This is a genomic window from Lactococcus cremoris subsp. cremoris NBRC 100676, from assembly GCF_001591705.1.
GTDB lineage: Bacteria > Bacillota > Bacilli > Lactobacillales > Streptococcaceae > Lactococcus > Lactococcus cremoris.
Genome location: NZ_BCVK01000006.1, coordinates 19329 through 46207, shown reverse-complemented (window position 1 = coordinate 46207; position 26879 = coordinate 19329). Strand labels below are relative to the sequence as shown.

The following is a 26879-nucleotide window of genomic DNA, read 5'->3' as shown; positions in this document are numbered from 1 at the left end:
ATAATAATTGAGCTGTTCCCTTTGGATTAAAAAGTAAAAAAATAACAGCACTGTTTTACATTATAACAAATTACTAAAAAAAATTCTGAAAGTGGCGAAAAATTGTTTTAAATTTGATATAATAAGGGCATGAAAAAAGACTCAATTGACTCGCAAGAGGAGATTCGTGCTCGTTTAAAAGAAAAAATGGATAATAAACGACGCAAACAAAGTAACTCTTCAAGGAAAAGTCCTAAAAAAAATAATAATGATAGTGATGACAGGTCAAGTTTATCCATTACTTTTAAAGTACTACGTGGTTTGAGTGTAGTATTTGGAATAGTTTTTGTCTTGGTAGGCGTCTTTGGAGCAGCAACAGGTGTGGGTTATTTTGCTCGATTAGTTGAACAAACGAAGATACCACCCAAAGCTGAAATGCTTTCGAAAATTAATGATATACATGGGGTTTCTGTCATTAATTATAGTAATGGTCAGCCAATCTCTGATATTTCCAGTGATTTGATTCGCGTTACTGTGAAAAGTGATGATATATCTGCTAATGTAAAAAATGCCTTGATTGCAACCGAAGATGACAGTTTTAAAACAAATAAAGGTGTTGTTCCAAAGGCTGTCATTCGGGGAATTGTTGGCTCAATTGGAGGTGGAACAAGTTCTGGTGGTTCCACCTTAACTCAACAGCTCATTAAGCAACAAGTTTTAGGAGATAGTGTTACATTCCAACGAAAAGCTAGTGAAATCGTCTATGCACTAAAACTTAATAATTATCTGACTAAAGATCAAATTTTGACAGATTATTTAAATGTCTCACCTTTTGGTCGCAACAATAAAGGTCAAAATATCGCTGGAGTGCAAGAAGCAGCATTAGGAATTTTTGGTAAATCGGCCAAGGATTTGACAATACCAGAGGCGGCTTTTATTGCTGGTTTACCTCAAAGTCCAATTGTCTACTCTCCTTACTCAGCAGATGGCTCCCTTAAATCCAAAGAAAATATGAGCTATGGTCTGGAGCGTCAAAAGGAAGTATTATTTTATCTTTATCGTGGGGGATATATTTCAGAGGCAGATTATAAAAAATATGTAGCCTATGATATTTCAAAAGAATTTTTACAACCTGGAGTTGCCGAATCACAAGAACATGGTTATTTATATAATGTAGTTTATAATGAAGCAATTACAGATATTTATAATTATTTGATTAAACGTGATAAAGTTTCTGCGACTGATTTAGGAAATGATAGTACGAAAAAACGTTATCAAGAACTGGCGGAACAATCACTACAAAATGGTGGTTATACTGTAACAACAACAGTTAATCAAACAGTTTATGATGCGATGCAAAAAGCTGTAACGGGTTATAACGGGCTTATGCAAGATGGTACGGGAACTATCCAAACAGGGAATGTTTTAATGGACAATAAAACAGGAGCTGTTTATGGCTTTATTGGAGGTTTAGATTTTTCACAAAGTCAAGTCAATCATGCCTTTGATACTAAACGCTCGCCTGGGTCATCAATTAAACCAATCTTGGCTTATGGTCCAGCCATCGATATGGGACTAATGGGCTCTGCAAGTGTCTTATCAAATTATCCAGCTAAATACTCTAGTGGACAAGATATTGAACACGTAGGCTCAACTGGAACTGCAATGATGCCATTCTCAGAAGCTCTCAATGTTTCTTATAATATTCCTGCTTATTGGACTTACCAAACGATTTTAAATAAAGGAAAATCAGTTGAACCTTACATGACAAAGATGGGTTATGATATTGCTGATTATTCTGTAGAATCACTTCCGCTTGGTGGGGGAGTTGATCCAACGGTTGTTCAACATACGAACGGTTATCAAACGCTGGCTAATGGTGGGAAATATGAACCTTGGTATATCGTTGATAGTATCAAAGATGATACAGGAAATGTAATCTATCAGCATAAAAGTACTGGTGGCACCCAAGTTTATTCAGAAGCAACTTCAACAATTATGGAATCAATGCTTCAAGACGCAGTGAAATCTCAAAAAACAAGTAAGTTTTATGGAAATTTACAAACGATTAACCCTTCACTAGCAACGAATGTTCAATGGGCTGGTAAAACGGGGACAACGGATGATTATACAGATGTTTGGATGATGTTATCAACACCTTCAGTTACACTTGGTGGTTGGGCTGGACATGATGATAATTCACCGATGACAAGTAAATCAGGATATATCAATAATGCAGCTTATATTGCACAATTGGTTAATGCGATTAATGCAGCTGATCCAAACATTTTTGGCCCTGGACAAAAATTTACTAATCCAAATACTGATCCAAATGTTACTAAAAGTAAAGTATTGGTTTCTACAGGAGAAAAACCAGGGAAAGTCATAGTTAAACTAGCAAATGGTAAGACTCAAGAAGTCAACCTTGGCGGAGAAACAACGACTAGCTTCTGGGCTACTAAAGCAGGAGCACCTACTACTACCTATGATTTCTCTATAGGTGGGTCAGCTAGTGATATAGCTGCTGGTTGGAAGAAAATTTTACCTTCTTTCAATTTTAGTCAGACTTCTTCATCAAAAAGTAACTAAAAAACACTAGGAATTTACCTAGTGTTTTTTTATTAGAATTAGTAGTTTTTGATTTCTGCTACTTTTTCAGTATTAAGTGAAGTAATAATCGCTCTCAAGAAAGTTTGAGCTTGGAGAAAATCATCAAGGTTGAAAATAGTTTGATGACTATGGATATAACGGGCTACCACACCGATTGTTGTTGAAGGAACTCCTCCATTTGCTAAATGAGCGGCACCTGCATCGGTTCCCCCTTTGGCCATGTAAACTTGTGTTTTAACTTTGGCATGATCTGCAGTGTCAAGTAAGAAGTTCTTCATTCCAGGAAGCATGATATGACCTGGGTCGAAGAAACGGAGCGTTGTTCCTTCTCCGAGGCGACCATTATCGTCACCGAAGGTATCGCTTGCTGGTGAACAGTCAACGGCAAAGAATAAATCAGGATTGAATTTGGTTGTGGAAACTTTTGCACCACGAAGTCCGACTTCCTCTTGAACATTCGCTCCAATAATTAATGTTACAGGTAATTCTTTGTCAGCTAAAAATTCAAGAAGTTCAAGAATCATTAAGCAACCATAGCGATTATCCCAAGCTTTAGAAATGATATTTTTCCCATTTGCTGACAGAATTGTTTCTGTTTCTGGAATAATTAAATCACCTTGGGCGATTCCAAATTCGGCAGCTTCAGCAGCATTTTCAAATGCACCATCAAAGATGATATCAGAGATTGCTGGGATTTGAGGTGTTACACCAGTTCCGCGAAGAAGGTGTGGAGGAAGACCACCAGTTACAACCGGAATCTTTTTACCTGTACGTGTAAATAGGGTAAAACGTTGACCTGAAACGACTAAGGGGTTCCAACCACCAAGAGGAACAACGCGGAATGTTCCGTCAGCTTTGATTGAGCTGACCATAAATCCGACCTCATCCATGTGAGCCGCAATCATGATTCGTGGGGCATTTTCGACTTTTGAAGCTTTTGTCACAAAAATACCACCAAGTCCGTCAAATTCTGGTTGATAGCCTAGCTCAACCATACGAGCTTTTAAATAGTCGCGAACGGGACCTTCAAAACCAGAAGTGGCTTGAATTTCTGTCAGTGCTTTTACTTTGTCAAATAGTTCCATTTTTCTCCTCCGGGATACTGAAAAATTTACTGACAAATCTGTCAGTAATTCTTTTGATGATTTACACTATAATTATACCAAGAAATATGTTAAAATTTCCATATGAAAAAAATACTAAAGTTTGGTTTGGGAATTGTCGCGGGTGCAGCCGTTGCTCACGCAGCTTATCATGGTTATAAAAACATGGAAGAAGAAATGATTCATGAGCTTACTGATAGAGTCCGACAACATTTTTCTACAAAAAAAATTGATGCTTTTTGGATTTTTGATGAGCCAACTTCTGGTGCCCTTTTTGAAGGGGGAATTGTCAGTAATGATAAATCTATTGCTTTTGAAATCAATGCCAAAACTTTAGAAGTTTTTGAAAAAAAAGAAGAACTTCTTTAGAAAATGGTTAGAATCCATTTGAAAAATACGAAAGGAAATACAGAATGATTATTCCAGAAAATATTGAAAATTTAGCTGAGCTTGTCAAAGGTCCAGAAAAAACAGTCTTCTTTTTCACAGCTGGTTGGTGTGGAGATTGTAATTTTATCAAACCGAAAATGCCAGAAATTGAAACAGAGAATCCAGAATTTAGATTTGTTGAAGTAGACCGTGATGAGTACATGGATCTTGCTATCGAGTGGGGAATTATGGGAATTCCAAGTTTTGTTGTTATTGAAGATGGACAAGAAAAAGCTCGTCTAGTCAATAAATTACGCAAAACCAAAGAAGAAGTGAATACTTTCTTAGCAAGTGCAAAATAAGACTGATTTCTTGAGGTAAAATGGAGTCAAATACTGACCATTGATAAATCCAGAAATATATTCTATAATAATCACTGTTAAGAAATTAAAAGGGAAAATTTAAAAATGATTGCAACATATAACACAAACGTCGGCGATGTTTTAATGCTTATCACGGCAAATGATAGAGGTGAAAAGGTAAACTTTGAACGTAAGGGAAAAGTAGCACGTATCTTTATCGAAGAAACTGGGGCAACAGTCGCTTGGAATATTTTTGAAGCCAAGTCATTACTGACAGACTTGTCAGGAAATGGACAAGTCAAATTATCATCTGATGATGTTGAAATCTTGAACAAAGAGCTTGGAAAATCAGGATTTAGCGATGTTCTTGTGCATGATTCGCAACCAAAATTTGTTGTCGCTGAGATTGTAGAAATGCAAGACCATCCAGACTCAGATCATCTTCATATCTGTAAAGTTAATGTTGGTTTTGCTGATCCAGTACAAATTGTTTGTGGTGCACCAAACGCGTCACTCGGATTAAAAACAGTCGCAGCACTTCCAGGCGCAATGATGCCTAATGGAGCATTGATTTTTCCAGGAGCTCTTCGAGGTGTTCAATCTTATGGAATGCTTTGTTCAGCGCGTGAACTTGAATTACCCGATGCTCCCGATGTTCGTGGAATCATTGAACTTTCATCAGCTTTGGCTGCGGGTACAGCTTTTGATTCAGAAACTATGTGGCAAGCTTAATAATAAATCTGTCAAAATAATTTATTTTGACAGATTTTTTTATCTAATAATTAAAATAATTATTTCACAATGTTCACAAGCGCTTACAAAAGAAAATAGATTGACTTATGCTAAACTGAATAATGTAAAAAGAATTTTACATTTAAAGGAGATCTATTAGCATGAAAATCGTAGTTATCGGTACAAACCACGCAGGCATTGCTACAGCAAATACATTACTTGAACAATATCCCGGGCATGAAATTGTCATGATTGACCGTAATAGCAACATGAGTTATCTAGGTTGTGGCACAGCAATTTGGGTTGGAAGACAAATTGAAAAACCAGATGAATTATTTTATGCCAAAGCAGAGGATTTTGAGGCAAAAGGGGTAAAAATTTTGACTGAAACAGAAGTTTCAGAAATTGATTTTGCTAATAAGAAAGTTTATGCAAAAACTAAATCTGATGATGAAATAATTGAAGCTTACGACAAGCTTGTTTTAGCAACAGGTTCACGTCCAATTATTCCTAATCTACCAGGCAAAGACCTTAAGGGAATTCATTTTCTGAAACTTTTTCAAGAAGGTCAAGCAATTGACGCAGAATTTACCAAAGAAAAAGTAAAGCGTATCGCAGTCATTGGTGCAGGATATATCGGTACAGAGATTGCAGAAGCAGCTAAACGTCGGGGTAAAGAAGTTCTTCTCTTTGACGCTGAAAATACTTCGCTTGCTTCATATTATGATGAAGAATTTGCCAAAGGAATGGATGAAAACCTTGCTCAACATGGAATTGAACTTCATTTTGGAGAACTGGCCAAAGAATTTAAAGCGAATGAGGAAGGTTATGTATCACAAATCGTAACCAATAAAGCGACTTATGATGTTGATCTTGTCATCAATTGTATTGGTTTTACTGCCAACAGTGCCTTGGCAAGTGATAAGTTAGCTACCTTCAAAAATGGAGCAATCAAGGTGGATAAACATCAACAAAGTAGTGATCCAGATGTTTACGCGGTAGGTGATGTTGCGACAATTTATTCTAATGCCTTGCAAGATTTTACTTATATCGCTCTTGCCTCAAACGCTGTTCGGTCAGGAATTGTTGCAGGACACAATATTGGTGGAAAAGAATTAGAATCTGTTGGTGTTCAAGGGTCTAATGGTATTTCAATTTTTGGTTACAATATGACCTCTACAGGACTTTCTGTTAAAGCTGCTAAAAAATTAGGTTTAGAAGTTTCATTTAGTGATTTTGAAGATAAACAAAAAGCTTGGTTTCTTCATGAAAACAACGATAGTGTGAAAATTCGTATCGTATATGAGACAAATAGTCGCAGAATTATTGGAGCTCAACTTGCTAGTAAAAGTGAGATAATTGCAGGAAATATAAATATGTTCAGTTTAGCGATTCAAGAGAAAAAAACAATTGATGAACTAGCTTTGCTTGATTTATTCTTTCTCCCCCACTTCAACAGTCCATATAATTATATGACAGTTGCAGCTTTGAATGCCAAATAAAAAATAGAAATCTATCTGCTTGATAGATTTTTTTATTTTTTAGTGACAAATGCTCAAACTTTACGTATAGAAAGTTAGGAGGATTTTATAATGAATAAAACCATGTTGATTGGTCGTTTAACAAACGCACCTGAAATTTCGAAAACAACGAACAATAAATCTTATGTCCGTGTGACTCTGGCAGTCAATCGCCGCTTCAAAAATGAAAAAGGAGAGCGAGAAGCAGACTTTATCTCGATAATTTTATGGGGAAAATCAGCAGAAACATTCGTTTCCTATGCTAAAAAAGGAAGTCTTATTTCTGTAGAGGGAGAGATTAGAACTAGAAATTATACTGATAAAAATGAACAGAAACACTGTATTACAGAAATCTTAGGTTTGAGCTATGATTTATTGGAAAGTCGTGCGACTCTTGCCTTGAGAGAAAGCGCTGTAAATTTTGAGGAACTCTTACTTGAAGCTGATGAGCTCCCTTTCTAATTTATTTGATTAAATCTAAATGTTTTCTCTTGACTAAATCTGACCATTGAGATAAAATAAGAATATGTTAGCACTCAACTATTAAGAGTGCTAAAAATAAAAAATGGAGGAAAGTATAATGTTGAAACCTTTAGAGAATCGCGTAGTTTTACGTGTAAAAGAAGAAGAGGAAAAATCTATGGGCGGAATCGTATTAACGAGCGCTTCCCAAGAAAAACCTCAAACAGCGGAAGTTATTGCTGTCGGTGAAGGGAAAACAACTAATCATGGGACACTGATTTCTCCACTCGTAAAAGTTGGAGATACAGTAATTTTTGAGAAATTTTCCGGAACGACTGTCAAAATGGACGGTGAAGAATTCTTGATTCTCAAAGACTCAGACCTTCTTGCAATTGTAGAGTAAAAATATAAAAGCAATCAATTTTTGATTGTCTTTTGTCTATCTTAAAATCTATTAATTAAAAATATATTCTTAAAAAAGGAGCTAAAATGTCAAAAGAAATTAAATTTTCAAGTGATGCTAGAACAGCGATGATGCGCGGAATTGATATTCTTGCCGATACAGTAAAAACAACCCTTGGGCCAAAAGGGCGTAATGTTGTTCTTGAAAAATCATATGGTTCACCTTTAATTACAAATGATGGTGTTACAATTGCCAAAGAGATTGAACTTGAAGACCATTTTGAAAATATGGGAGCTAAACTTGTTTCGGAAGTTGCTTCAAAAACAAATGATATTGCAGGTGATGGAACAACAACAGCGACAGTTTTGACACAAGCTATTGTTCGTGAAGGATTGAAAAATGTTACTGCAGGTGCAAATCCAGTTGGTATTCGCCGAGGAATTGAACTCGCAGCTGAAACAGCAGTTGCTTCAATTAAAGAAATGGCAATTCCTGTTCATGATAAATCAGCAATCGCTCAAGTTGCTACCGTTTCATCACGTAGTGAAAAAGTTGGGGAATATATTTCTGACGCAATGGAGCGTGTAGGTTCTGACGGAGTTATCACAATCGAAGAATCAAAAGGAATGCAAACAGAGCTTGATGTTGTTGAAGGAATGCAATTTGACCGTGGATACTTGAGTCAATATATGGTTTCTAATACAGAGAAAATGGTTGCTGAGTTAGATAATCCTTATATTCTGATTACGGATAAAAAAATCTCAAATATTCAAGAAATTTTACCGCTTCTTGAACAAATTTTGAAAACAAATCGTCCACTTTTAATTGTTGCTGATGATGTTGATGGAGAAGCATTGCCAACTCTTGTTCTTAATAAGATTAAAGGGGTCTTCAACGTAGTCGCTGTAAAAGCACCGGGATTTGGTGACCGCCGTAAAGCTCAATTGGAAGATTTAGCTATCTTGACAGGTGGTACAGTAATTACTGAAGAACTAGGCCTTGATCTCAAAGATGCTACACTAGAAGCTTTAGGACAAGCTGCTAAAGCAACTGTTGATAAAGACCATACAACAATTGTTGAAGGTGCTGGTTCTGTTGATGCCATTTCTGATCGTGTGGCTATCATCAAAGCACAAATCGAAAAAACAACTTCTGATTTTGACCGTGAAAAATTGCAAGAGCGCTTAGCAAAATTATCTGGTGGAGTTGCGGTAGTTAAAGTAGGAGCCGCAACAGAAACAGAACTTAAAGCAATGAAACTTTTGATTGAAGACGCACTTAATGCAACACGTGCTGCTGTTGAAGAAGGTATCGTTTCTGGTGGTGGTACAGCTCTTGTTAATGCCATCGCAGCTTTGGATAAACTTTCAGAAGAAGGCGACATTCAAACAGGAATTAACATCGTTCGCCGTGCGCTTGAAGAACCAGTTCGTCAAATCGCGGCCAATGCAGGATATGAAGGTTCAGTTATCATTGATAAACTTCGTTCAGAAAAAGTTGGTACAGGATTTAATGCAGCGACAGGTCAATGGGTAAATATGATTGAAGAAGGAATCGTTGACCCGGCAAAAGTGACTCGTTCAGCTTTGCAAAATGCAGCTTCTGTTGCTGGATTAATCTTGACTACTGAAGCAGTTGTGGCTAATAAACCAGAACCAGCTGCTCCAGCTATGCCTCCAATGGATCCTAGCATGGGAATGGGTGGTATGATGTAATAAAAAAAAGAACCCGAGTGGGTTCTTTTTTTTATTTTTTAATGATTAATGTTAGATATCATAAAGGAGACTTGCATGTTCATGGCTGGTATCAAGAATTTTTAATTCATTTTTTGTATCCACATCGTGTTGTTGGAGATAACCGTCCATGGTAAGATGAGCAAGTTCTTTAATATTATTATTTAGACTTAAGTGTCCCAAAAATATTTTTTTTGTTTTATTCCCATGAATGTTAAAGGCTGCTTCGGCACCATCTTCGTTAGATAAATGGCCTTGGTCACTTAGAATACGTTGTTTTGTTCGCCAAGGATAGGCACCCATTCTTAGAATTTCAATGTCATGATTAGACTCCATTAGATAAGCATCAGCATTTTCAATGGTTCCACGCATACGATCTGAAACATATCCTGTATCAGTCAACATAACGAAACTTTTATCATCTTTCATGAAACGATAAAATTGTGGGGCAATAGCATCATGGCTGACACCAAAAGATTCAATATCAATATCACCAAATGTCATCGTTTTTCCCATCTCAAAAAGATGTTTTTGCTCAAGAGGAATTTTTCCTAAAGCGTTTTTACCATCAAGTTCAGACCATGTATCTTCATTCGCATAAAGGTTAATACCATATTTACGGGCGAGCACACCAATTCCTTTGATATGGTCACTATGTTCGTGCGTAATTAAAAGTGCATCAATATCATGGATATCACGGTCAATCTCCGAGAGTAAACTTTCTATTTTTTTTCCAGATAGTCCGGCATCAACAAGAATTTTTTTCTTAGGAGTTTCTAAGTAGAAGGAATTTCCAGTTGATCCAGAGGCTAGAATGGAATATTTAAAGCCATTTTGTTCAGTCATAATGACTATTGTAGCAGAAAAAGTCAGGGATTGCTATGAGACTTATTATTTTATTGGAAAAAAATTGAGCTTGAAAAAATTTTTCTTTGATGAAGAAGTCTATGTAAGAAATAATAGATTTTTTCCAAAAAAAGAGTTCACTGATTTGACAGTGAACTCTTTTTGTAGTTTGAATTAGGAAGGATAATTTTATTCAAAATCATCAGCAGCGTCATCCCAATATTCGGCAGTTTCAGAAGAATATGGGAGTGTGAAACTGAAAGTTGTTCCTTTGCCTTTGCCTTCGGAGCTTGCAAAAATTGTTCCGCCATGTATTTTGACAATGTCATGAACAATAGATAAGCCTAAACCTGTTCCACCTACTTTTGAATTTCTTGAAGCATTATCTACTCGATAGAAACGGTCAAAAATCTTAAGTAAATCAGATTTTGGAATTCCCATTCCTTCGTCTTTAATCGAAATTAAGACATCTCGTTCACGAGTTTCAATGGAAATTGTAATTGTACCACCTTTTGGTGAATATTTAATGGCATTACCAATGATATTATCAATGACTTGGGCGATTTTATCGGTATCAATTTCTACCCAGATTGGCTTGTCAGAATACTTTCTAACGAGTGTAAAATTGGATGAAATTAAATCATTTGATTCAGTTTCTAAAATCTGGTCTAATCGATTAATTTGATAGTCTAAAAAGGCAATTAAATTAATGATTTCTTTATTAAGAACAATTCGATCTTGGTCCATTCTTGACAATGTTAAAAGATCAGAAATCATCCGAATCATCCGATTGGTTTCGGTTAGTGAAACACCGATGAATGAAGAGGCTGTTTCTTTATCATCAATTGCGCCATCTTCTAATGCTTCAAGATAGGCCTTGACGGAAGTAAGAGGAGTTCTTAATTCATGCGAGACGTTAGAAACAAAAAGACGACGTTCACGTTCTGCTTTATCTTGTTCGGTCATGTCGTGCAAGACAGCAATAATTCCTGAAATGAACCCTGACTCACGACGAAAGAGTGCAAATTTGATGTGGAGTGAAATTGATTTATTCCCAGCATCGTGTGTTTCGATGGTTATTTCAGGTTCTTTTTCAAGTAAATCATAAAAGTTATACTGGTCTGCGATTTTCAAAACATCAACAATATTCTTTTCCATTAGAAGCTCATTACTTGTGTTTAGGTAATGGAGGGCTGACTTATTAGCCATGATGATATTACCACGGCGATCTGTGGCAATCACTCCGTCAACCATGTAGGCAAGAATGCTATCTAATTGATTGCGTTGATTTTCAAGATTATTTTGAGTCCGAACAATGTCCTCACCAAGCTTCAAAATTTCTTCATATAATTCATTGATTTCACTTGTCCCTTTTGGAATTTTATCTCTATTCAAATAACCGTTTTTTATATCGTTCATTTGTTTAGAAACATTCACAATCATTCGATGTTGCTGATTGAGAAAAACCAGAACAAAAACGAGTGAAAATAAATAATAACCAATAAAAGTACTAAGATGAATGAGATTATAATCGAAATTGCTCATGAAAAGAATGACAAAAAGAAGTAGGTGGGCAACTACTCCTTTAAAAATCATTGAATTAAAAAATTTAATCATGTGGGTTGCTCATGTAATAGCCAACCCCGCGGCGTGTTGAAACGTATTGTGGACGGCTTGGTGTATCTTCAACTTTTTCACGCAAGCGGCGGACTGTAACGTCAACTGTACGCACATCACCAAAGTAATCATAGCCCCAAACTGTTTCCAAAAGATTTTCACGAGTGATAACTTCGCCGAGGTGTTGAGCAAGATAATAAAGTAATTCAAACTCACGGTGTGTGAGGTCAAGTTGTTTATCATTTTTGTAAGCAGCATAATGTGCTGGATTGATACGGAGATTTCCGATAATCAATTCTTTCTTAACATTATCAGTAGATTCAGCAGGTGCGACATTGATACGACGCAAGTTTGCTTTAATACGAGCTAAAAGTTCGCGATTTGAAAATGGTTTAGTGACATAGTCATCTGCACCAAGTTCAAGTCCAATAACTTTATCAAACTCGCTATCTTTAGCTGACACCATGATAATAGGAGTGTCAGAGGTTTTACGGATTTCACGTGCAACATCAAGACCGTCAAGTTTTGGTAACATCAAATCAAGTAAAATAAGGTCAGGTTGTACTTCTTTAAAAGCTTCAAGGGCTTCTTCGCCATCGAAAGCTGTAAATACTTCAAAACCTTCTTTGGTTAAATTAAATTTTACGATATCTGAGATTGGTTTTTCATCATCAACAACAAGAATTTTTTTCATAGTTGTCCTTTCAAGTAGAAATTTTTTTATTGAATATTACTTGGATTTATTTGATTTAACAAACCAAGTAATCTGTTTCAGTTATATTATACAATTTTTAGTAAAATTACGCAAAAAGTGACCCCTATATTTTCAGAAAAAAGATAAAAAGTTTGATTTTTTGATATAATAGAGGCTATGAATGGAATTTTAATTTCCCTAGAGGGACCTGATGGAGCAGGAAAAACAACAGTTTTGCAAGAAATTTTGCCTGAAATCCAAAAAATGAAGCGTGAAGTTGTCCCAACTCGAGAACCAGGTGGGGTTCGAGTGGCTGAAGAAATTCGTCAAATTATTCTCGATCCAAAGAATACAGAGATTGATTCAAAAACAGAATTGATGCTTTTTGCGGCGGCGCGCCGTTTACATATGCAAGAAAAAATGTTGCCAGCTTTACGAGCAGGTAAGGTTGTCATTGTTGACCGATTTATTGACTCCTCTGTCGCTTATCAGGGTTATGGCCGTGATTTGGGTGTTGAAGTGGTGGATTGGCTTAATTATTTTGCAACAGATGGTTTAAAACCTGATTTGACTTTATATTTTGATATTGATACAGATGTTGCACTTGAACGGATTATGAAAAATCGAGCGGATGAGGTCAATCGCCTAGACTTAGAAAGAGCTGAGATGCATCGAAAAGTTCGAGAGGGTTATTTGGAAATTGTTGCAAAAGAACCTGAGCGTTTTGTAAAAATAGATGCGAGTCAATCTTTGGAAAAGGTTGTAGCTGATACACTTGAAGTTCTGAAAAAAAGATTTGTCAGTGAATTTTAAAGACACCTTAATCTGTCAGCAAATTTAATAAATTGATAAATATTGACAAAATAAAAAAATACGTAGATGTCAAAAAAATTTTTTTATTTTGTTATTTAAAATAGATTTGGTAAATATTTAGAAAGGCTTCTTGTGGAAATAGTAGATATTCAGCCTCAACTTTATAAGCAATTTTCAACAATTTTGCAACATGGAAAATTAAGCCATGCTTATTTATTTTCAGGTGGATTTGGTTCTTTTGAATTAGCAATTTGGTTGAGCCAAGCCCTGTTTTGTGAGAATCCTGAGAATTCTCTTCCTTGTGGGCATTGTCGTTCTTGTCGTCTGGTTGCTCAACAGGAATTTGCCGATTTGCACATTGTTGAACCAGATGGACAGACGATAAAAACAGCACAAATTCGTGATTTTACACAGGTTTTTAGTGAATCTGGTTATGAAGGAAAGCAGCAAGTTTTGTTATTTAGGGAAGCAGAAAAAATGCATCCTAATGCGGCAAATGCTCTATTGAAATCTATTGAAGAACCTGAGACAGAAATTGTTGTTTTTTTACTGACAGATAATGAGAACATGATTTTGCAAACGATAAAATCACGGACACAGATTATTAATTTCCGGAAAAACGTTCAATTTTTACAAGATTTTCTTGAAAAAAATGGAATTTTAAAAACGCAAGCAGAACTCCTAGCTGAAATTTGTAATTCTACTGACAGAGCCTTAGAGTTGGCCCAACAAAGTTGGTTCAATGAAGGACTTCAGAGAATTCAACATTTTGTTAAACTTCTAAAAAAATCAGCAGACGAGGCCTTTTTATACTTGAAAGATTTGGTTGAAATTTTTGATGATAAAGAAAAGCAAAATCAAGCTTTTGAACTTTTATTGCAACTATTTAATCAAGAAAGAATGAGTCAAGAACTTCTAAAAACCTTTCAGGCAATTAAAATGTGGAAAAGTAATGTTCGATTTGAGTCAAGTTTAACTTTTATTGTTCTGTAAAACTTGGACAGCAACCCTTTAATCAGAAATCTTATATCAGGAGAATAAAATGATTTATGAAATAAAATTTGCGCATGGTGAATCTAATATATTTGCAACAAGTGAGGCAGAATTAGTCCCACAATCAGAAGTCATCATTCGTTCAGAAAAAGGAACTTTTTACGGGAAGATTATTCGTAGTTTTTCTGATGATGCCAATCTTGAAACTCATCATACAATTGAACGGGAAGTCACTGATGAAGATTTAGAAGTAATCTTAAAACTTGAAGAACTTTCAAAAAAGGCAAAAGATAAGGTTCGACAACTCGTTGTGGAACAAGAACTTGAGATGAAAATTATTGATGTGGCTTACACTTTCGATCAAATGCAACTCTTTATCTCTTTTACCGCTGAAAATCGAGTTGATTTTCGGCTACTGCTCCGTGAATTAGCAACGACTTTTCGGATTCGAATTGAACTTCGACAAATTGGGCCAAGAGACGCGGCGAAAATTCATGGCGGACTCGGACCGTGCGGACGTCCTTTATGCTGTTCGGAATTTGTTTACGAGTTTCCGAATGTTTCTATCAAAATGGCCAAAAATCAAAATTTATCTTTGAAACAAAATAAATTGAATGGACTTTGTGGTCGTTTAATGTGTTGTTTAACTTATGAAGATAGTTTTTATAAAGAAGCCCAACAACTTTTTCCAGATTTTGGTGAATTTGTAACCACCTCAGAAGGAAAAGGAAAAGTTGTTGGCTTAAATGTTTTAAAAAATAGAGTGAAAATACGCTTTGGAGAATATAGCAAGGATTTTGAACTTGCAGAGATTGAGGTGAATCATGGCTGATAAATATGATGTTTTTGACCAATTGGGCGAGCTTGAAAATACATTAAATACCACATTAACGCAAATTTCGGGAATTCGCCAAGTGCTTGAAGCATCAATGACTGAAAATGCAACTTTACGCATGGAGTTGGAAAAATTGCGTGATCGACTTGCTGAATTTGAAAAGAAAGAAGTTAAAAAAGAAACGCCCAAAGATCAACCCAACCCTAATCTCATTCAAATTTTTAATGAAGGATTTCATGTTTGTCATTTACATTATGCTGAACGGTTGGCTGAAGGGGAATCTTGCTTAGATTGTTTGGAGCTTTTATATCGCTAATGGAAAATAAATTTAATATTCAACGGTCATTCAAAGGAGTGAAAACCGCTGGAAGTCTCTACTTGGTGCCGACCCCCATTGGGAATATGCAGGATATGACTTTGCGCTCACTGGAAACTTTAAAAACAGTGGATTTGATTTGTTCAGAAGATACTAGAAACACTTTACGACTTTTGAATCATTTTGAAATAAAAGTGCCCCAAGAATCATTTCATGAGCATAATTCGCAAGAAAAAATTCCAAAATTGATTGACTTTTTAAAATCAGGTCAATCCATTGCACAGGTTTCTGATGCAGGAATGCCATCAATTTCTGACCCTGGACATGACTTGGTTTTAGCTGCAATTAAAGAAGAAATTGATGTCGTTGCGCTGCCGGGAGCTTCAGCGGGAATTACTGCTTTGATAGCTTCAGGCTTAGTGCCTCAGCCTCATATTTTTTATGGTTTTCTTCCTCGTAAAAAAGGAGAACAACAAAAATTTCTGAAAACAAAACTTGCTTACCCTGAAACACAAATTTTCTATGAGAGTCCATTTAGAGTTGCTGATACTTTATCCAATATGCAAGAAATCTATGGGGATAGAGAAGTGGTGCTTGTTCGTGAGTTGACCAAGATTTATGAAGAATATCGCCGAGGAAAAATTTCTGAGGTTTTGAATTCTTTAGTTGAGCAACCCATTAAGGGAGAATGTTTAATTATTGTTTCGGGAGCGGACGAATTAGTTCAAGAAATTCAGGAGCCAGAGCTGACAGCACTGGAAGCTGTCAAAAATTTAGTGGCGCAAAATGTAAAACCGAATGTCGCCATTAAAGAAATTGCTAAAGAACGAGGCTTAAATCGCCAAGATTTATATGCAGAATTTCATGATTTATAATAATAAAAAGTTACTGACAGAATTCTTGTCAGTAACTTTTTGTATTTTTGATTAAATATAATTTCTGTCAGTAAAATTTAACAATGCCCGTCAACATTTTCATTAATCCATTTTTGCTTTTCTTCATCAAAAATTCGTAATGACTTTTGTGAACGGACAAAATCAATGATTTCTTTACGATTTAAGTGAGTTTTACTGACAGCAGATCCAACGGTTACAATTTCCATTTTTTCAATGAGTGATTGAAGTATTTCATATTGATTTTCCATTGTTTGTCCTTTCATTTACTGATTGTATTATACTACTTTTATCTCTGTTTATGGAAACAAAATAACAGCACTGCTTAGTTTTTCTTTGAATAAGCAAGAACGGTAACGGGTGCTAAAATGAGAACAATCAGAAGGCTGATTAGAAGAACCAACCAGGCTTCATGACCAAAATTACCATTATATGCCACTTCTTTAAAGGCAGTAATCAAATGAGAAACAGGATTATTTTCGGCAATGACTTTCAGCCATTTTGGTAAAGAAGTGACGGGAATATAAGCATTTGACAAAAAGGCCAAAAACATGGTCAAAAAGCTCGAAATGGTTGTCACAGTTGCTGCACTTTTGGCAAGGACACCAACTAAAGCAAAGAGCCAACTGAGCGCCCAAGTTGTAACGATTGCAAGGCCAATTGCAACAAGCAGCCAACCAAATCCGGCGCTTGCTCGCCAACCGAGAGCTGCACCTGTGCCTAATGCAAAGACAGCGGCAATAATATAACGGATAATATCCGAGATTAACGTTCCCGCTAAGGGTGCAATTCGTGAAATTGGCAAAGAATTGAAGCGGTCTGTAGCTCCCTTGTCCAAATCCTCACGAAGTTGGGTTCCAGCAGCGCCAGATGTCATAACAAGTGTTTGGATTAAAATTCCGGGAACAACAAGAGGGAGATAAGCTTTGACATTTCCCATGATTGCTCCACCAAAAAGTTGGGAGAAAACGATGATCATGATAATTGGCATGACGGTCACATCAAATAGTTTTTCTGGGCTATGTTTGACTTTGAGAAGTTCACGCTTGGCCATGACGATAATATCTGTCAACCAAGATTTTAAACTGATTGTTTTCATCGTTGTAGTATTTTTGTTAATTACAGTTGTGTCCATTTTTATTTTCTCCTATTTTCCTGTCAGCTCAAGAAAAACTTCATCAAATGTTGGTTTACGTGTTTCAAATTCATTGATGGCTATGTGTTCAGTTTCCAAAAGTAAAAGAATTTGTGTCATGATTTTTGTGTCAGTTACTTTGATTGACAAAGTTGCAAATTCTGGTAGAACAATCACTTCAATATTGAATTTTTGTTCTATCATTTCTTTGGCTTGTTTAATTTGACTGCTTTTAATCAATGAGAGCTCAAAAGTGGTTTCTCCCAAAATGTTTTTAAGCTCTGACGGGGTGCCTTGCGCGATGACGCTTCCATGGTCAATGATGGCGATACGGTCAGCCAATTGGTCAGCTTCGTCCAAGTATTGTGTAGTCAGAACGATGGTTGAACCCCCTTTGACCAACTCACGAATTGTCTTCCACATTTCCCCACGTGTTCTGGGGTCAAGACCTGTTGTTGGTTCGTCAAGAAAGATAAGCGGGGGTTTAGTGATTAGGCTAACAGCCAAATCTAATCTTCTTCTCATTCCACCTGAAAAAGCACTGATGGATTTGTCCTTAGCTTCTGTCAGTGAAAATTGTTTGAGCAATTCGAGGCCGCGTTTTTGGGCTTCTTTTTTGGATAGGCCATTTAACTGACCAAAAATAATCATGTTTTCCATCCCTGTCAGTTCCTCATCAACTGAAGCATATTGACCTGTCAGCCCAATAAAGTTTCGAACTTTTGCACCGTCTTTGGTTAGGTCGTTTCCAAAGATAGAAGCAGAACCAGATGTTACTTTTGTTAATGTTGCAATCATTCTTAAGAATGTGGTCTTCCCTGCACCGTTAGGTCCAAGAATTCCAAAGATTTCTCCTTGATGGACATCAAGTGAAATACCATTTACTGCGTTTTTACCATCAAAGTTTTTGACAAGATTTGTAGTTGAAATTGCGAGTGCCATTATTATCTCCTTTTTCATAAGGTTACCTTAGTAAAAATATTATAAGCCTCCCTGATTAAATTGTCAAGAAAAAAGTATGGGACCCTGATTATATTTTTTATAAATGCTAAAAAATGTGATAAAATAAGACTATGACAAAGAAAAAAGAAAATACAAGTCAGGGATTTATTCGTTATGTTACCCTTCTTTTTTGGTATTTGAGAAAGAGTAAAAGTGTCACAAGAAAACAAACAGTGGAATATTCTCGATTACAAGGACAGGGACAAATTTTAAATATTCTAATGGAAAACAGCAAGATGACGCAAAAAAATCTGGTAGCTCAACTGGATATGCGCCCCCAGTCTGCCAGTGAAATGATAAAAAAATTGGAAAAGAAACAATTTATTTCACGTCAAAAAGATGCTCAAGATAAGCGTGGATTTATCATATCACTAACTGAAAAAGGGAAGGCTGTTTTGGAAGAAAGTGCAGAACAAACAGAACTTGTTCCAGGCATTATGACAAGCTTTACAGAAGAAGAAAAAATTGAATTTGCAAGATTAATTGGCAAACTCCAAAGTGAACTAGATGAAAAAATCAGTCATGAAGATGACCGAATTAAGGAACAATATAATCGTATAGCAGGAAATTAGTTGTTTTTGGTATTTGGAAAATAAAAAATCGAGATTTTATGATCTCGATTTTTTTATTAATCAACTATAAAAGTGACAGGATTAATTATTGGAGGTGTCACTTTATAAAAAAAGATGGTGATTAACCATCTTAAAAGGAGTAAATCCACGTGTTTTTAGCCCCATTTTTTAGGAGGCGTTGACTGATGCGAATCGCATCTTTTTCATTTTCAGCCAGAGCAACCATGACTCCACCAAGTCCAGAACCAGTCAATTTAGCACCAAGTGCTCCATTTTTTCGAGCCGTATCAACTAAATTGTCTAGCCGGGGGTGAGAAACACCGAGTTCTGAAAGTCTTTCATGAGCTTTATTCATGACGTGACCAAACTCTTTGAGTTTATCGGTCATTAAAAAGGCTTTTGAGTCTGTGGCTAATTGCCCGAGGTCATTAATTGAGTTTTGAGTTTTTTCGTTTTCCTCAACAAGTTTTTCCCGAACAATATTGATGGCTTGACTAGTAAAGCCGTGCACACCAGTATCTCCAATGACGATAAAACCATGGAGATTTAGTTCAAAGGGTTCAATTGTGCTATCTTTAATAAACCACAAAGGGTGCTCAGAATTAACTGTCGCAACATCAATTCCAGAAGATTTACCATGGGTAATATTTTCAGAAAAATTGGCATAAAAAAGTAAGTCTTTTTGTGGAAGTTCAGCATCAAAGAAATCATAAAAGGCTCTGATGATGGCTGTTGCCAAAGAAGCAGAGGCACCTAAACCACGTCCTTGAGGAATGTTTGAATCAATTTCTAAAGAAAAAGGCATTTTTGAAGAATGAAATTTAGCGAGTAAACGCATGATGAGTTGGCGAATTCCTTCAAATTCATCTCCCATTAAATCAAGTCTTCGACGAAATTCATTATTTTCAATGTATTGGCCATATTTTGATGAAGTAATTGTCACTGTAGTTTTAAGAATTGTTACAGGTAAGGCAATTGCTGGCTGACCATATACAACGGAATGTTCTCCAATTAAGATTAGTTTGGAATGGGCAATTCCCGTCCCCATTTTATTGATAGTCATTTTTAATAATTCTCCTGCTAGATTAGTTTGTCATTTGATAAATGTAAACTGTAAATTAGCATATTTTTGGTTAAATTAAGTCAGATTGAGGCAAAAATACTCGATAGACTTTCTTCCAATATCATACATTTTGAATACAAAAACGTACCTGACAATTTTATAAAATTTCTTCTTGAAAATCAAGCTTTTATTTCTATTTTGACTTTTAAATTATGATTTATGATAAAAATAAGTATTTTTTAGACAGAAAATTATCTTTGAAAATGATAAGAGATAAGAAAGAATTGTTTTTTTTGATATAATAGTTTCATGAAAAATATTGTTACTGCACGGGCGCATACGAATATCGCCTTGATTAAATATTGGGGAAAAACGGATATTGCTCTAAATATCCCGACGACATCTTCTTTGTCAATGACCTTGGAGCCATTTTATACAACAACCTCGGTTGAATTTACTGACAATGAGTCTGACTCATTAATCTTAAATTCAGCGATGGAAGATAGCAGTCGTGTCAGCAAATTTTTGGAAATGATGCGTGGACAATATGGAAATTTCCCTAAGGTAATGATTCAATCAGAAAATCATGTTCCAACAGCGGCTGGATTAGCGTCAAGTGCTTCAAGTTTTGCTGCACTTACAGCTGCTATGTTTGGACTTTTAGACTTAGAAAAAGATGATTCCGAAATGTCACGGATTGCCAGACGGGGTTCGGGTTCCGCTTCTCGTTCAATTTTTGGAAATTTTGCTGTTTGGAATAAAGGGGAGAATCATCAGTCTTCCTTTGCCGAATCTTTTTACAATAAAGACATTGGGCTTTCAATGATTGTTGCCGAAATTTCTTCCGAAAAGAAAAAAATGTCATCAACAAAAGGAATGCAATTGGCTCAAACAGCGCCAACTTATGGTGCTTGGGTCGAAAAATCAGCAATTCAACTTGCAGAAATGAAACAAGCAATTCTTCAAGCTGATATTGAAAAAGTGGGTCTAATTGCTCAAGATAATACTCTTGGCATGCATGAACAAAATCGTCTATGTCTTGAACCATTTGACTATTTTACCTCTGAAACGCAACGTGTTGTAGACTTTACAAAAGAATGTTATAAAGCGGGCTTACTCGCCTTTGTGACCATTGATGCTGGACCAAATGTAAAAATTATTACTGACCATGCGACAGAAAAAATCTTGTTAATCAAGTTAAAAGCAGAGTTTCCAGAATTAACTTTTGATATTGCACGTGCTGGAGGCGCTTATGAGTATCTCTGATAAGAAAATTAAGACAAAGATACCGGGGAAACTTTTTTTTGCTGGTGAATATGCGGTCACAAAAGAAGGAAATCTCGCCCTCATTACGACAATTGAAACAAATTTTGAAATGAGTATTTCAAGAGCGAGTGACAAATCGATTCTCAAAACAAATGTTGGACTTGCTGATTTTGAATTCTCATTGAGCAAAATTGAATTTGATAAAGAAAGTCCTTGGAATTTTGCGCTGACAGCCTTAAAAAATACTTTGTCAGCTGCTGACAGTTCTAAAAAAGAGTCTGTCAGTAAAATTTCTGAGCTGTCAGTAGAAATATGCCTTGAAATTCGGAGTGATTTAGGCTTTGGGGAAAATAAAAAAGGCTATGGCTCAAGTGCATCAGTTGTTTGTGGCGTAGTCAATGCGGTTAACCAATTTTTTGATTTACAACTTTCCCTTGAAAAACGGTTTGAAATTGCAGCAAAGACCCATTTTGAAGTGCAAGGTTCAGGTTCAATGGGGGATATTGCGGCTATTATGTATGGTGGTTCAGTTTTCTATCAGAATCATAACCGTATCCTTCCTCTTGAGATTCCTTGGAAAACCTATGTTGTTCAAACGGGAAAAGCAGCCAAAACTGCTGAAAAAATCAAAATCAAACTCTCTGATGAATTTTATCAAACTTCAAATGAGTTAGTTATCGAAATGGCAACAGCGATTGACATTCAAGATTTTAGCTTATTCAAAGAAAAATTATCAGAAAATCAACTTTTACTTTTGGAAAATATTCCAGAAGGCTATATGACTAAAGTACTAGCTCTTGCATTAAACTTGCTCAATAGCTATCCAGAGCTTGCCGCTAAAATCTCTGGTGCTGGATTTGGGGAGAACCTTATTTTGTTTGCTCAAAATTCAATGGCTATTGCTGAGGTTCAAAAAAAATTATACGAATATGGAATCAATCTTGAAGAGTTTAAGATTGCTCAAAAAAATAACTGAGTTTAACCTGCTAAAAACTAAAAAAGAAAACAAAGATAGATTTAAGCCTGTACGAGCTTGATTTTTCTTACTTTTCCTGTTTTTAAAAGACTAGGTTTTACACTTAATGAATTGAGAAATAAATGATGAAAAGTGAAAAAGAAATCCATCAACATCGTAAAGACGAACACCTATCATTAGCATACAAATATTGGAAAGAAGAAAGAAATCAGACTTTGGGCCTGACTTTTTCTGATGTCCGAATCATTCCTAATACATTACCAGAACTTTCAACTGAAAAAGTAGAGCTTTCGTCAAAAGTTTTTGGTCAGGATTTTGAATTTCCTTTTTATATCGAAGCGATGACTGGTGGAGGCGAGCGTGCAGATAAAATTAATCAGACTTTGGCCGAAATCGCGAAAAATCAGCATCTAGCCATGGCAGTTGGTTCACAATCCATTGCCCTGAAATTTCCAGAATTAGCCGCAGGCTTTAAAGAGGTTCGTAAAATTCATTCTTCTGGTTTTCTCTTTGCCAATCTTGGAGCTGGACATTCTTTAGAGAATGCTAAGCGAGCGGTAGAGATGATTGAGGCCAATGCTTTAGAAATCCATGTCAATACGGCCCAAGAGTTGTCAATGGATGAAGGAGACCGTGAATTTTATTGGTTAGAAAACATTAATGAAATTGCAAGTCAACTAGAAGTACCAGTCATTGTCAAAGAAGTTGGCTTTGGCATTTCCCAAAAGACCTTTAAAGAACTCGCAAAAACAGCTGTTTCGGGAATAAATGTTGGTGGAGCTGGCGGAACTAATTTTGCTTGGATTGAGCGTAAACGGAGCAAAAATGGTTTTGATTTGGACGATTTTGGTTTTTCAACTCTTGAAAGCCTGCTGGAGGCTAAAACGGCAGAGAATACCAAAAGCTTAGTTGCTACTGGGGGAATTTCCTCTGCTCAAGATATTTTTAAATCTTTGATTTTAGGTGCCGATTTGGCAAGTTCAGCGGGTTTTATTTTGAAAAATCTCATGCAAACAGGTCCTGAAAAGGTAGAAGAAATTCTTGAGCAATGGAAGCAAGATTTGAATAAATTATTTGTTCTGACAGGTTCAAAAAACATAGCAGAATCCCACAATGTAGATCTACTTTATTCAGCGAAAATGCTCGATTTTATCCAACAAAGAAAAAAATAAATTATAAATCAAATCATTTGGCAATGATTTCAAAAACGACTATAATGAGAATAGAATTAAAAAATAATCTAACTGAATTCCATTCTCAATCTGGTCAAAATACCCAAGTATTAAGACTTCAAAATGGATTCACATCTTAAAAGGAGAATTACTATGGCATTTACATTACCTGAACTTCCATATGCGCCAAATGCGCTTGAACCTTTCTTTGATGAAGCAACAATGCGTTTGCATCATGGAAAACATCATCAAACTTATGTGAATAATCTTAATGCAGCAATTGAAAAACACAATGAACTTGATGACCTTAACCTCGAAGAATTATTGACTGATTTGTCAGCAATCCCAGAAGACATTCGTACAGCTGTTCGTAACAACGGTGGTGGTCATTTGAATCATAGTCAATTCTGGCTTTGGCTTCGTCCAAATACTGATGGTTCTGAAAACCATGCTGACGGTGAAATTGGCGATGCAATTGCAAAAGAATTTGGTAGTTTTGAAACTTTCAAAACAGAATTCAAAGCTGCTGCCACAGGCCGTTTTGGTTCAGGCTGGGCTTGGTTAGTTGTTGATGAAGCTGGCAAATTGAAAGTTGTATCAACTGCAAATCAAGATAATCCAATTTCTGAAGGATTGACACCAGTTTTGGGACTTGATGTTTGGGAACATGCTTACTACCTTAAATATCACAATGTACGTCCTGACTACATTGAAGCATTCTTTAACCTTGTAAACTGGGATAAAGTCAATGAACTTTACGCTAAGGCAAAATAAAATAATCAATGAAAGACTCTCCTTTTTGGGAGAGTCTTTTTATTTTACAGAAGAATTAGAAAATGAAAAGAATTTTCTGTGTAAAATTCATCTTGTATTTTACAAAAAGATGTTTTAAAGAGATTTTTTTAAACATAAATGCTTATCTTTTTGATTAAATAGTGCTAAAATATTATTGTAATCGGTTACATTTCGTTTTTAAAAAATAAGAAAGGTAAATACATCAAAAGATGTATAGGAATAAAGGATTATGAAAGATGATGGAAACTCTTCAAACTTTACTGATGAAGAAGAGCTGTTTTTGTTACGCAATAAAGAAGGAAAAATTGTCGGAATCAAGGATTTAAAGCAGGCAAATTTTCAAGAAACCATGAAAGACTGGAAAGAACATCTGCCAAAACCTAGCTTATTATCAATTATTATTTGGGTGGCTGTTGCTTTACTGGGTGGTCTTGCTTGGTCATTAATTGCGCTAGCTCAAGGGGAAACGATTAATGCGATTTGGTTTGTTATTGCAGCTGTTTGTTCTTATTTAATTGGTTATCGTTTCTATGCTTTATATATTCAACGCAAAATCATGCGTCCTAATGACTTGCGAGCAACACCGTCAGAAGCTCATAATGACGGAAAATAATTCGACCCAACCAATCGAGTGGTTTTATTCGGACACCATTTTGCATCAATCGCTGGAGCTGGGCCTTTGGTTGGACCAGTTTTAGCGGCACAGATGGGTTACTTACCAGGGACAATTTGGATTATTTTTGGGGTTATTTTTGCTGGTGGGGTACAAGATATGCTTGTTCTCTGGTATTCTCATCGTCGTCGTGCAAAATCAATTGGGGCAATGGCTCATGATGAAGTAGGTAGATTTGCTGGTGGCTTGACATCATTTATTGTTTTTATCATGACCATGATTGTTCTTGCTGTTTTAGCGCTGATTTGTGTGACGGCAATGGCAAATTCTGCTTGGGCAGTCTTTTCGATTGGAATGACGATTCCAATTGCTTTACTAATGGGGATTTATCTAAAATACATCCGTCCAGGTCATGTTAATGAAATTTCAGCAATTGGTTTTATTTTACTTTTAGTGGCTATTTTTGGTGGTCGTTGGGTTTCAGAATCTTCATTTGCTCATATTTTCATGCTTTCGCCAACGGCTTTGGTATGGTGGGTCATGGGATATACTTTTATTGCGGCGATTATTCCCGCTTGGATTTTACTTACACCACGTGATTACTTATCCATGTTTATGAAAATTGGTACAATTGCTATTTTAGCAATAGCAGTCGTTGGTGTGCGTCCTGATGTCACGATTCCAGCTTTGACAAATTTCGCACATAATACAGATGGTCCTGCTTTTGCTGGTTCACTCTTTCCATTTTTATTCGTCACGATTGCCTGTGGGGCCTTGTCAGGCTTTCACGTCATGATGTCTTCTGGGACGACGCCCCGTTTGATTGCCAAAGAATCGCAAACGCGCATGATTGGTTATGGCGGGATGTTATTTGAGTCATTTGTTGCCATTATGGCTTTAGTCGCTGCGATTTCTCTTAATCCGGGGATTTATTATTCAATGAACACCCCCCAAGCCAGTATTCAAAAACTAGCAGCTTCAAGTTATCAAGCAGATAAAAGTGCCGAATATAATGCTTCTAAAGCCATTCCCAATGTTGCGATGATGCCAGATGGCTCAAAACTCAGTATTGATTGGGAAGGAACGACTGGCGAAAAAGCGCTCCAACAAGTTGCAAAAGATGTTGGCGAAAAATCGATTGTTTCACGGACTGGTGGGGCACCAACGCTGGCTGTTTCAATGTCAAACATTCTACATAAGGTGCCAGTTATTGGTGGGACAAATATGATGGGCTTCTGGTATCATTTTGCCATTATGTTTGAGGCTCTCTTTATCCTGTCGGCCGTTTCAGCCGCAACTAAGTCCACTCGTTATCTACTCAATGATGCGCTTCGAGGCTTCAAAAAATTAGGACGGTTGGGGGATGATGATTGGCTACCAAGTAAAATCGTGACAACTGCGGTCATTGTTGGTGTTTGGGGAGCTTTACTTTTGATGGGCGTTTCTGACCCCAATGGTGGAATAAAAATCATGTATCCGCTCTTTGGGATTTCTAATCAGCTGATTGCAGCTGTGGCTCTAGCCATTGTCTGTGTCATGGTTATTCGTAAAGGTTATCTCAAATGGGTTTGGATTCCTGCCATTCCATTGGTCTGGGATGTTTGTGTGACCTTTGCTGCCAGCTGACAAAAAATCTTTTCTACGGATGTAAATATTGGGTATTTTGCTTCTTATTCAGCAGCGAAAAGTCAAGTAGATTCAGGAAAATTGACAGGTTTATTATTAACCAATGCGCAAGCAACCATGCGAAATACGATGATTCAAGGAATTCTGTCAGTAATTTTCTTGCTTTGCGTGGCCATATTATTAGCAATTTGTGCCGTTAAAGTTGTCAAGATTTTGCAAACCAATAAAGTCGGTGATAAGTTCAGCTCAGAAGAAGCTTTTGAAGAGTCCAACCTTTTTGAAACTTCAAGTTTCTGGCCAAGTCATCTTGAACATAAGGTTTTAAAAAGCAAAGTTAAAAATTAATGATGAATAGAAAATGAAAAGTTACTGATAGAAA

26 protein-coding genes and 1 pseudogene are annotated in these 26879 nt (G+C 36.2%); 19 read left to right on the top strand and 8 right to left on the bottom strand.

All coding sequences use genetic code 11. The annotated features are described in order from the left end of the window. Positions 1–129 precede the first annotated feature (129 nt). Positions 130–2568 (top strand): transglycosylase domain-containing protein, encoded by a 2439-nt coding sequence (locus LLA01S_RS01825; RefSeq protein WP_021165895.1) that lies wholly within the window; start codon positions 130–132, stop codon positions 2566–2568. Between the two features lie 38 nt (positions 2569–2606). On the opposite strand, the gene pepA is transcribed toward LLA01S_RS01825, so the two are convergent. Beyond that, on the bottom strand, positions 2607–3674 hold the full coding sequence (gene pepA / locus LLA01S_RS01820; protein WP_021165896.1) for a glutamyl aminopeptidase: 1068 nt from the start codon (positions 3672–3674) through the stop codon (positions 2607–2609). A gap of 102 nt (positions 3675–3776) precedes the next feature. On the opposite strand from pepA, the gene LLA01S_RS01815 reads away from it, so the two are divergent. The 7 genes from LLA01S_RS01815 (at position 3777) to groL (ending at position 9255) form a co-directional block, all read left to right on the top strand. Further along, the gene (locus LLA01S_RS01815; RefSeq protein WP_011675459.1) at positions 3777–4061 is read left to right on the top strand and encodes a hypothetical protein; all 285 of its coding nucleotides are present in this window, start codon (positions 3777–3779) and stop codon (positions 4059–4061) included. Positions 4062–4105: 44 nt separating this feature from the next. Beyond that, complete coding sequence (locus tag LLA01S_RS01810; protein WP_011675460.1) at positions 4106–4423, top strand: thioredoxin family protein; 318 nt, start codon at positions 4106–4108, stop codon at positions 4421–4423. A 105-nt stretch (positions 4424–4528) separates the two neighbouring features. Next, positions 4529–5155 (top strand): YtpR family tRNA-binding protein, encoded by a 627-nt coding sequence (gene ytpR / locus LLA01S_RS01805; protein ID WP_011675461.1) that lies wholly within the window; start codon positions 4529–4531, stop codon positions 5153–5155. 161 nt (positions 5156–5316) lie between these two features. Next, complete coding sequence (gene nox / locus LLA01S_RS01800) at positions 5317–6657, top strand: H2O-forming NADH oxidase (protein WP_021216210.1); 1341 nt, start codon at positions 5317–5319, stop codon at positions 6655–6657. Between the two features lie 90 nt (positions 6658–6747). Further along, positions 6748–7137: a single-stranded DNA-binding protein gene (locus LLA01S_RS01795; protein ID WP_021165898.1), complete on the top strand. Its 390-nt coding sequence runs from the start codon at positions 6748–6750 to the stop codon at positions 7135–7137. A 118-nt stretch (positions 7138–7255) separates the two neighbouring features. Next, positions 7256–7540 (top strand): co-chaperone GroES, encoded by a 285-nt coding sequence (groES, locus tag LLA01S_RS01790; RefSeq protein ID WP_011675464.1) that lies wholly within the window; start codon positions 7256–7258, stop codon positions 7538–7540. 86 nt (positions 7541–7626) lie between these two features. Further along, positions 7627–9255 (top strand): chaperonin GroEL, encoded by a 1629-nt coding sequence (gene groL / locus LLA01S_RS01785; protein WP_032950921.1) that lies wholly within the window; start codon positions 7627–7629, stop codon positions 9253–9255. A 51-nt stretch (positions 9256–9306) separates the two neighbouring features. Here groL and walJ read toward each other — a convergent pair whose 3' ends face one another. From walJ to yycF, 3 genes are all read right to left on the bottom strand, one after another. After that, positions 9307–10119, bottom strand: coding sequence for an exodeoxyribonuclease WalJ (gene walJ, locus LLA01S_RS01780; protein ID WP_061777748.1), 813 nt, complete (start codon positions 10117–10119; stop codon positions 9307–9309). A gap of 189 nt (positions 10120–10308) precedes the next feature. Continuing rightward, on the bottom strand, positions 10309–11736 hold the full coding sequence (locus LLA01S_RS01770; RefSeq protein ID WP_061777747.1) for a sensor histidine kinase: 1428 nt from the start codon (positions 11734–11736) through the stop codon (positions 10309–10311). Then, entirely contained in the window at positions 11729–12430 is a 702-nt protein-coding gene (yycF, locus tag LLA01S_RS01765; protein ID WP_003131580.1) for a response regulator YycF, read from the bottom strand. Before yycF ends, LLA01S_RS01770 begins: the two co-directional genes overlap by 8 nt. Positions 12431–12607: 177 nt before the next feature. Between yycF and tmk the strand changes: the two genes are divergently transcribed. The 5 genes from tmk to rsmI all read left to right on the top strand — a co-directional run bounded on the left by tmk (position 12608) and on the right by rsmI (position 16262). After that, a complete protein-coding gene (tmk, locus tag LLA01S_RS01760) occupies positions 12608–13243 on the top strand; it encodes a dTMP kinase (RefSeq protein ID WP_015082045.1) in 636 nt (211 codons plus the stop codon). A gap of 132 nt (positions 13244–13375) precedes the next feature. Beyond that, positions 13376–14236: a DNA polymerase III subunit delta' gene (locus LLA01S_RS01755; protein ID WP_061777746.1), complete on the top strand. Its 861-nt coding sequence runs from the start codon at positions 13376–13378 to the stop codon at positions 14234–14236. 49 nt (positions 14237–14285) lie between these two features. Next, on the top strand, positions 14286–15068 hold the full coding sequence (ricT, locus tag LLA01S_RS01750; RefSeq protein WP_011834464.1) for a PSP1 domain-containing protein: 783 nt from the start codon (positions 14286–14288) through the stop codon (positions 15066–15068). Beyond that, complete coding sequence (yabA, locus tag LLA01S_RS01745; RefSeq protein ID WP_011675472.1) at positions 15061–15387, top strand: DNA replication initiation control protein YabA; 327 nt, start codon at positions 15061–15063, stop codon at positions 15385–15387. The genes ricT and yabA overlap by 8 nt, the downstream gene beginning before the upstream one ends. After that, positions 15387–16262 carry a 16S rRNA (cytidine(1402)-2'-O)-methyltransferase gene (gene rsmI / locus LLA01S_RS01740; protein WP_011834466.1) on the top strand — a complete coding sequence of 292 codons (876 nt, stop codon included), beginning with the start codon at positions 15387–15389 and terminating at the stop codon, positions 16260–16262. The genes yabA and rsmI overlap by 1 nt, the downstream gene beginning before the upstream one ends. A gap of 77 nt (positions 16263–16339) precedes the next feature. Here the strand turns inward: rsmI and LLA01S_RS01735 are convergent, their stop codons facing one another. From LLA01S_RS01735 to LLA01S_RS01725, 3 genes are all read right to left on the bottom strand, one after another. Continuing rightward, entirely contained in the window at positions 16340–16531 is a 192-nt protein-coding gene (locus tag LLA01S_RS01735; protein WP_011675474.1) for a hypothetical protein, read from the bottom strand. Positions 16532–16605: 74 nt separating this feature from the next. Beyond that, on the bottom strand, positions 16606–17415 hold the full coding sequence (locus tag LLA01S_RS01730; RefSeq protein ID WP_061777745.1) for an ABC transporter permease: 810 nt from the start codon (positions 17413–17415) through the stop codon (positions 16606–16608). Between the two features lie 12 nt (positions 17416–17427). Continuing rightward, positions 17428–18357 (bottom strand): ATP-binding cassette domain-containing protein, encoded by a 930-nt coding sequence (locus LLA01S_RS01725; RefSeq protein WP_061777744.1) that lies wholly within the window; start codon positions 18355–18357, stop codon positions 17428–17430. Between the two features lie 131 nt (positions 18358–18488). Between LLA01S_RS01725 and LLA01S_RS01720 the strand changes: the two genes are divergently transcribed. Continuing rightward, positions 18489–18989: a MarR family winged helix-turn-helix transcriptional regulator gene (locus LLA01S_RS01720; RefSeq protein WP_015082048.1), complete on the top strand. Its 501-nt coding sequence runs from the start codon at positions 18489–18491 to the stop codon at positions 18987–18989. Between the two features lie 130 nt (positions 18990–19119). On the opposite strand, the gene mvk is transcribed toward LLA01S_RS01720, so the two are convergent. Further along, a complete protein-coding gene (mvk, locus tag LLA01S_RS01715; RefSeq protein WP_014572053.1) occupies positions 19120–20052 on the bottom strand; it encodes a mevalonate kinase in 933 nt (310 codons plus the stop codon). A 309-nt stretch (positions 20053–20361) separates the two neighbouring features. On the opposite strand from mvk, the gene mvaD reads away from it, so the two are divergent. From mvaD to LLA01S_RS13505, 5 genes and pseudogenes are all read left to right on the top strand, one after another. Beyond that, on the top strand, positions 20362–21318 hold the full coding sequence (mvaD, locus tag LLA01S_RS01710) for a diphosphomevalonate decarboxylase (protein WP_061777743.1): 957 nt from the start codon (positions 20362–20364) through the stop codon (positions 21316–21318). Further along, positions 21305–22294: a mevalonate kinase family protein gene (locus LLA01S_RS01705; protein ID WP_061777742.1), complete on the top strand. Its 990-nt coding sequence runs from the start codon at positions 21305–21307 to the stop codon at positions 22292–22294. Before mvaD ends, LLA01S_RS01705 begins: the two co-directional genes overlap by 14 nt. A gap of 125 nt (positions 22295–22419) precedes the next feature. Then, positions 22420–23466 carry a type 2 isopentenyl-diphosphate Delta-isomerase gene (fni, locus tag LLA01S_RS01700; protein ID WP_061777752.1) on the top strand — a complete coding sequence of 349 codons (1047 nt, stop codon included), beginning with the start codon at positions 22420–22422 and terminating at the stop codon, positions 23464–23466. A 153-nt stretch (positions 23467–23619) separates the two neighbouring features. After that, positions 23620–24240 (top strand): superoxide dismutase, encoded by a 621-nt coding sequence (locus LLA01S_RS01695; protein WP_011675482.1) that lies wholly within the window; start codon positions 23620–23622, stop codon positions 24238–24240. Positions 24241–24490: 250 nt separating this feature from the next. Then, a pseudogene (locus LLA01S_RS13505) lies at positions 24491–26845 on the top strand (carbon starvation CstA family protein). The last annotated feature ends 34 nt before the right edge of the window (positions 26846–26879 follow it).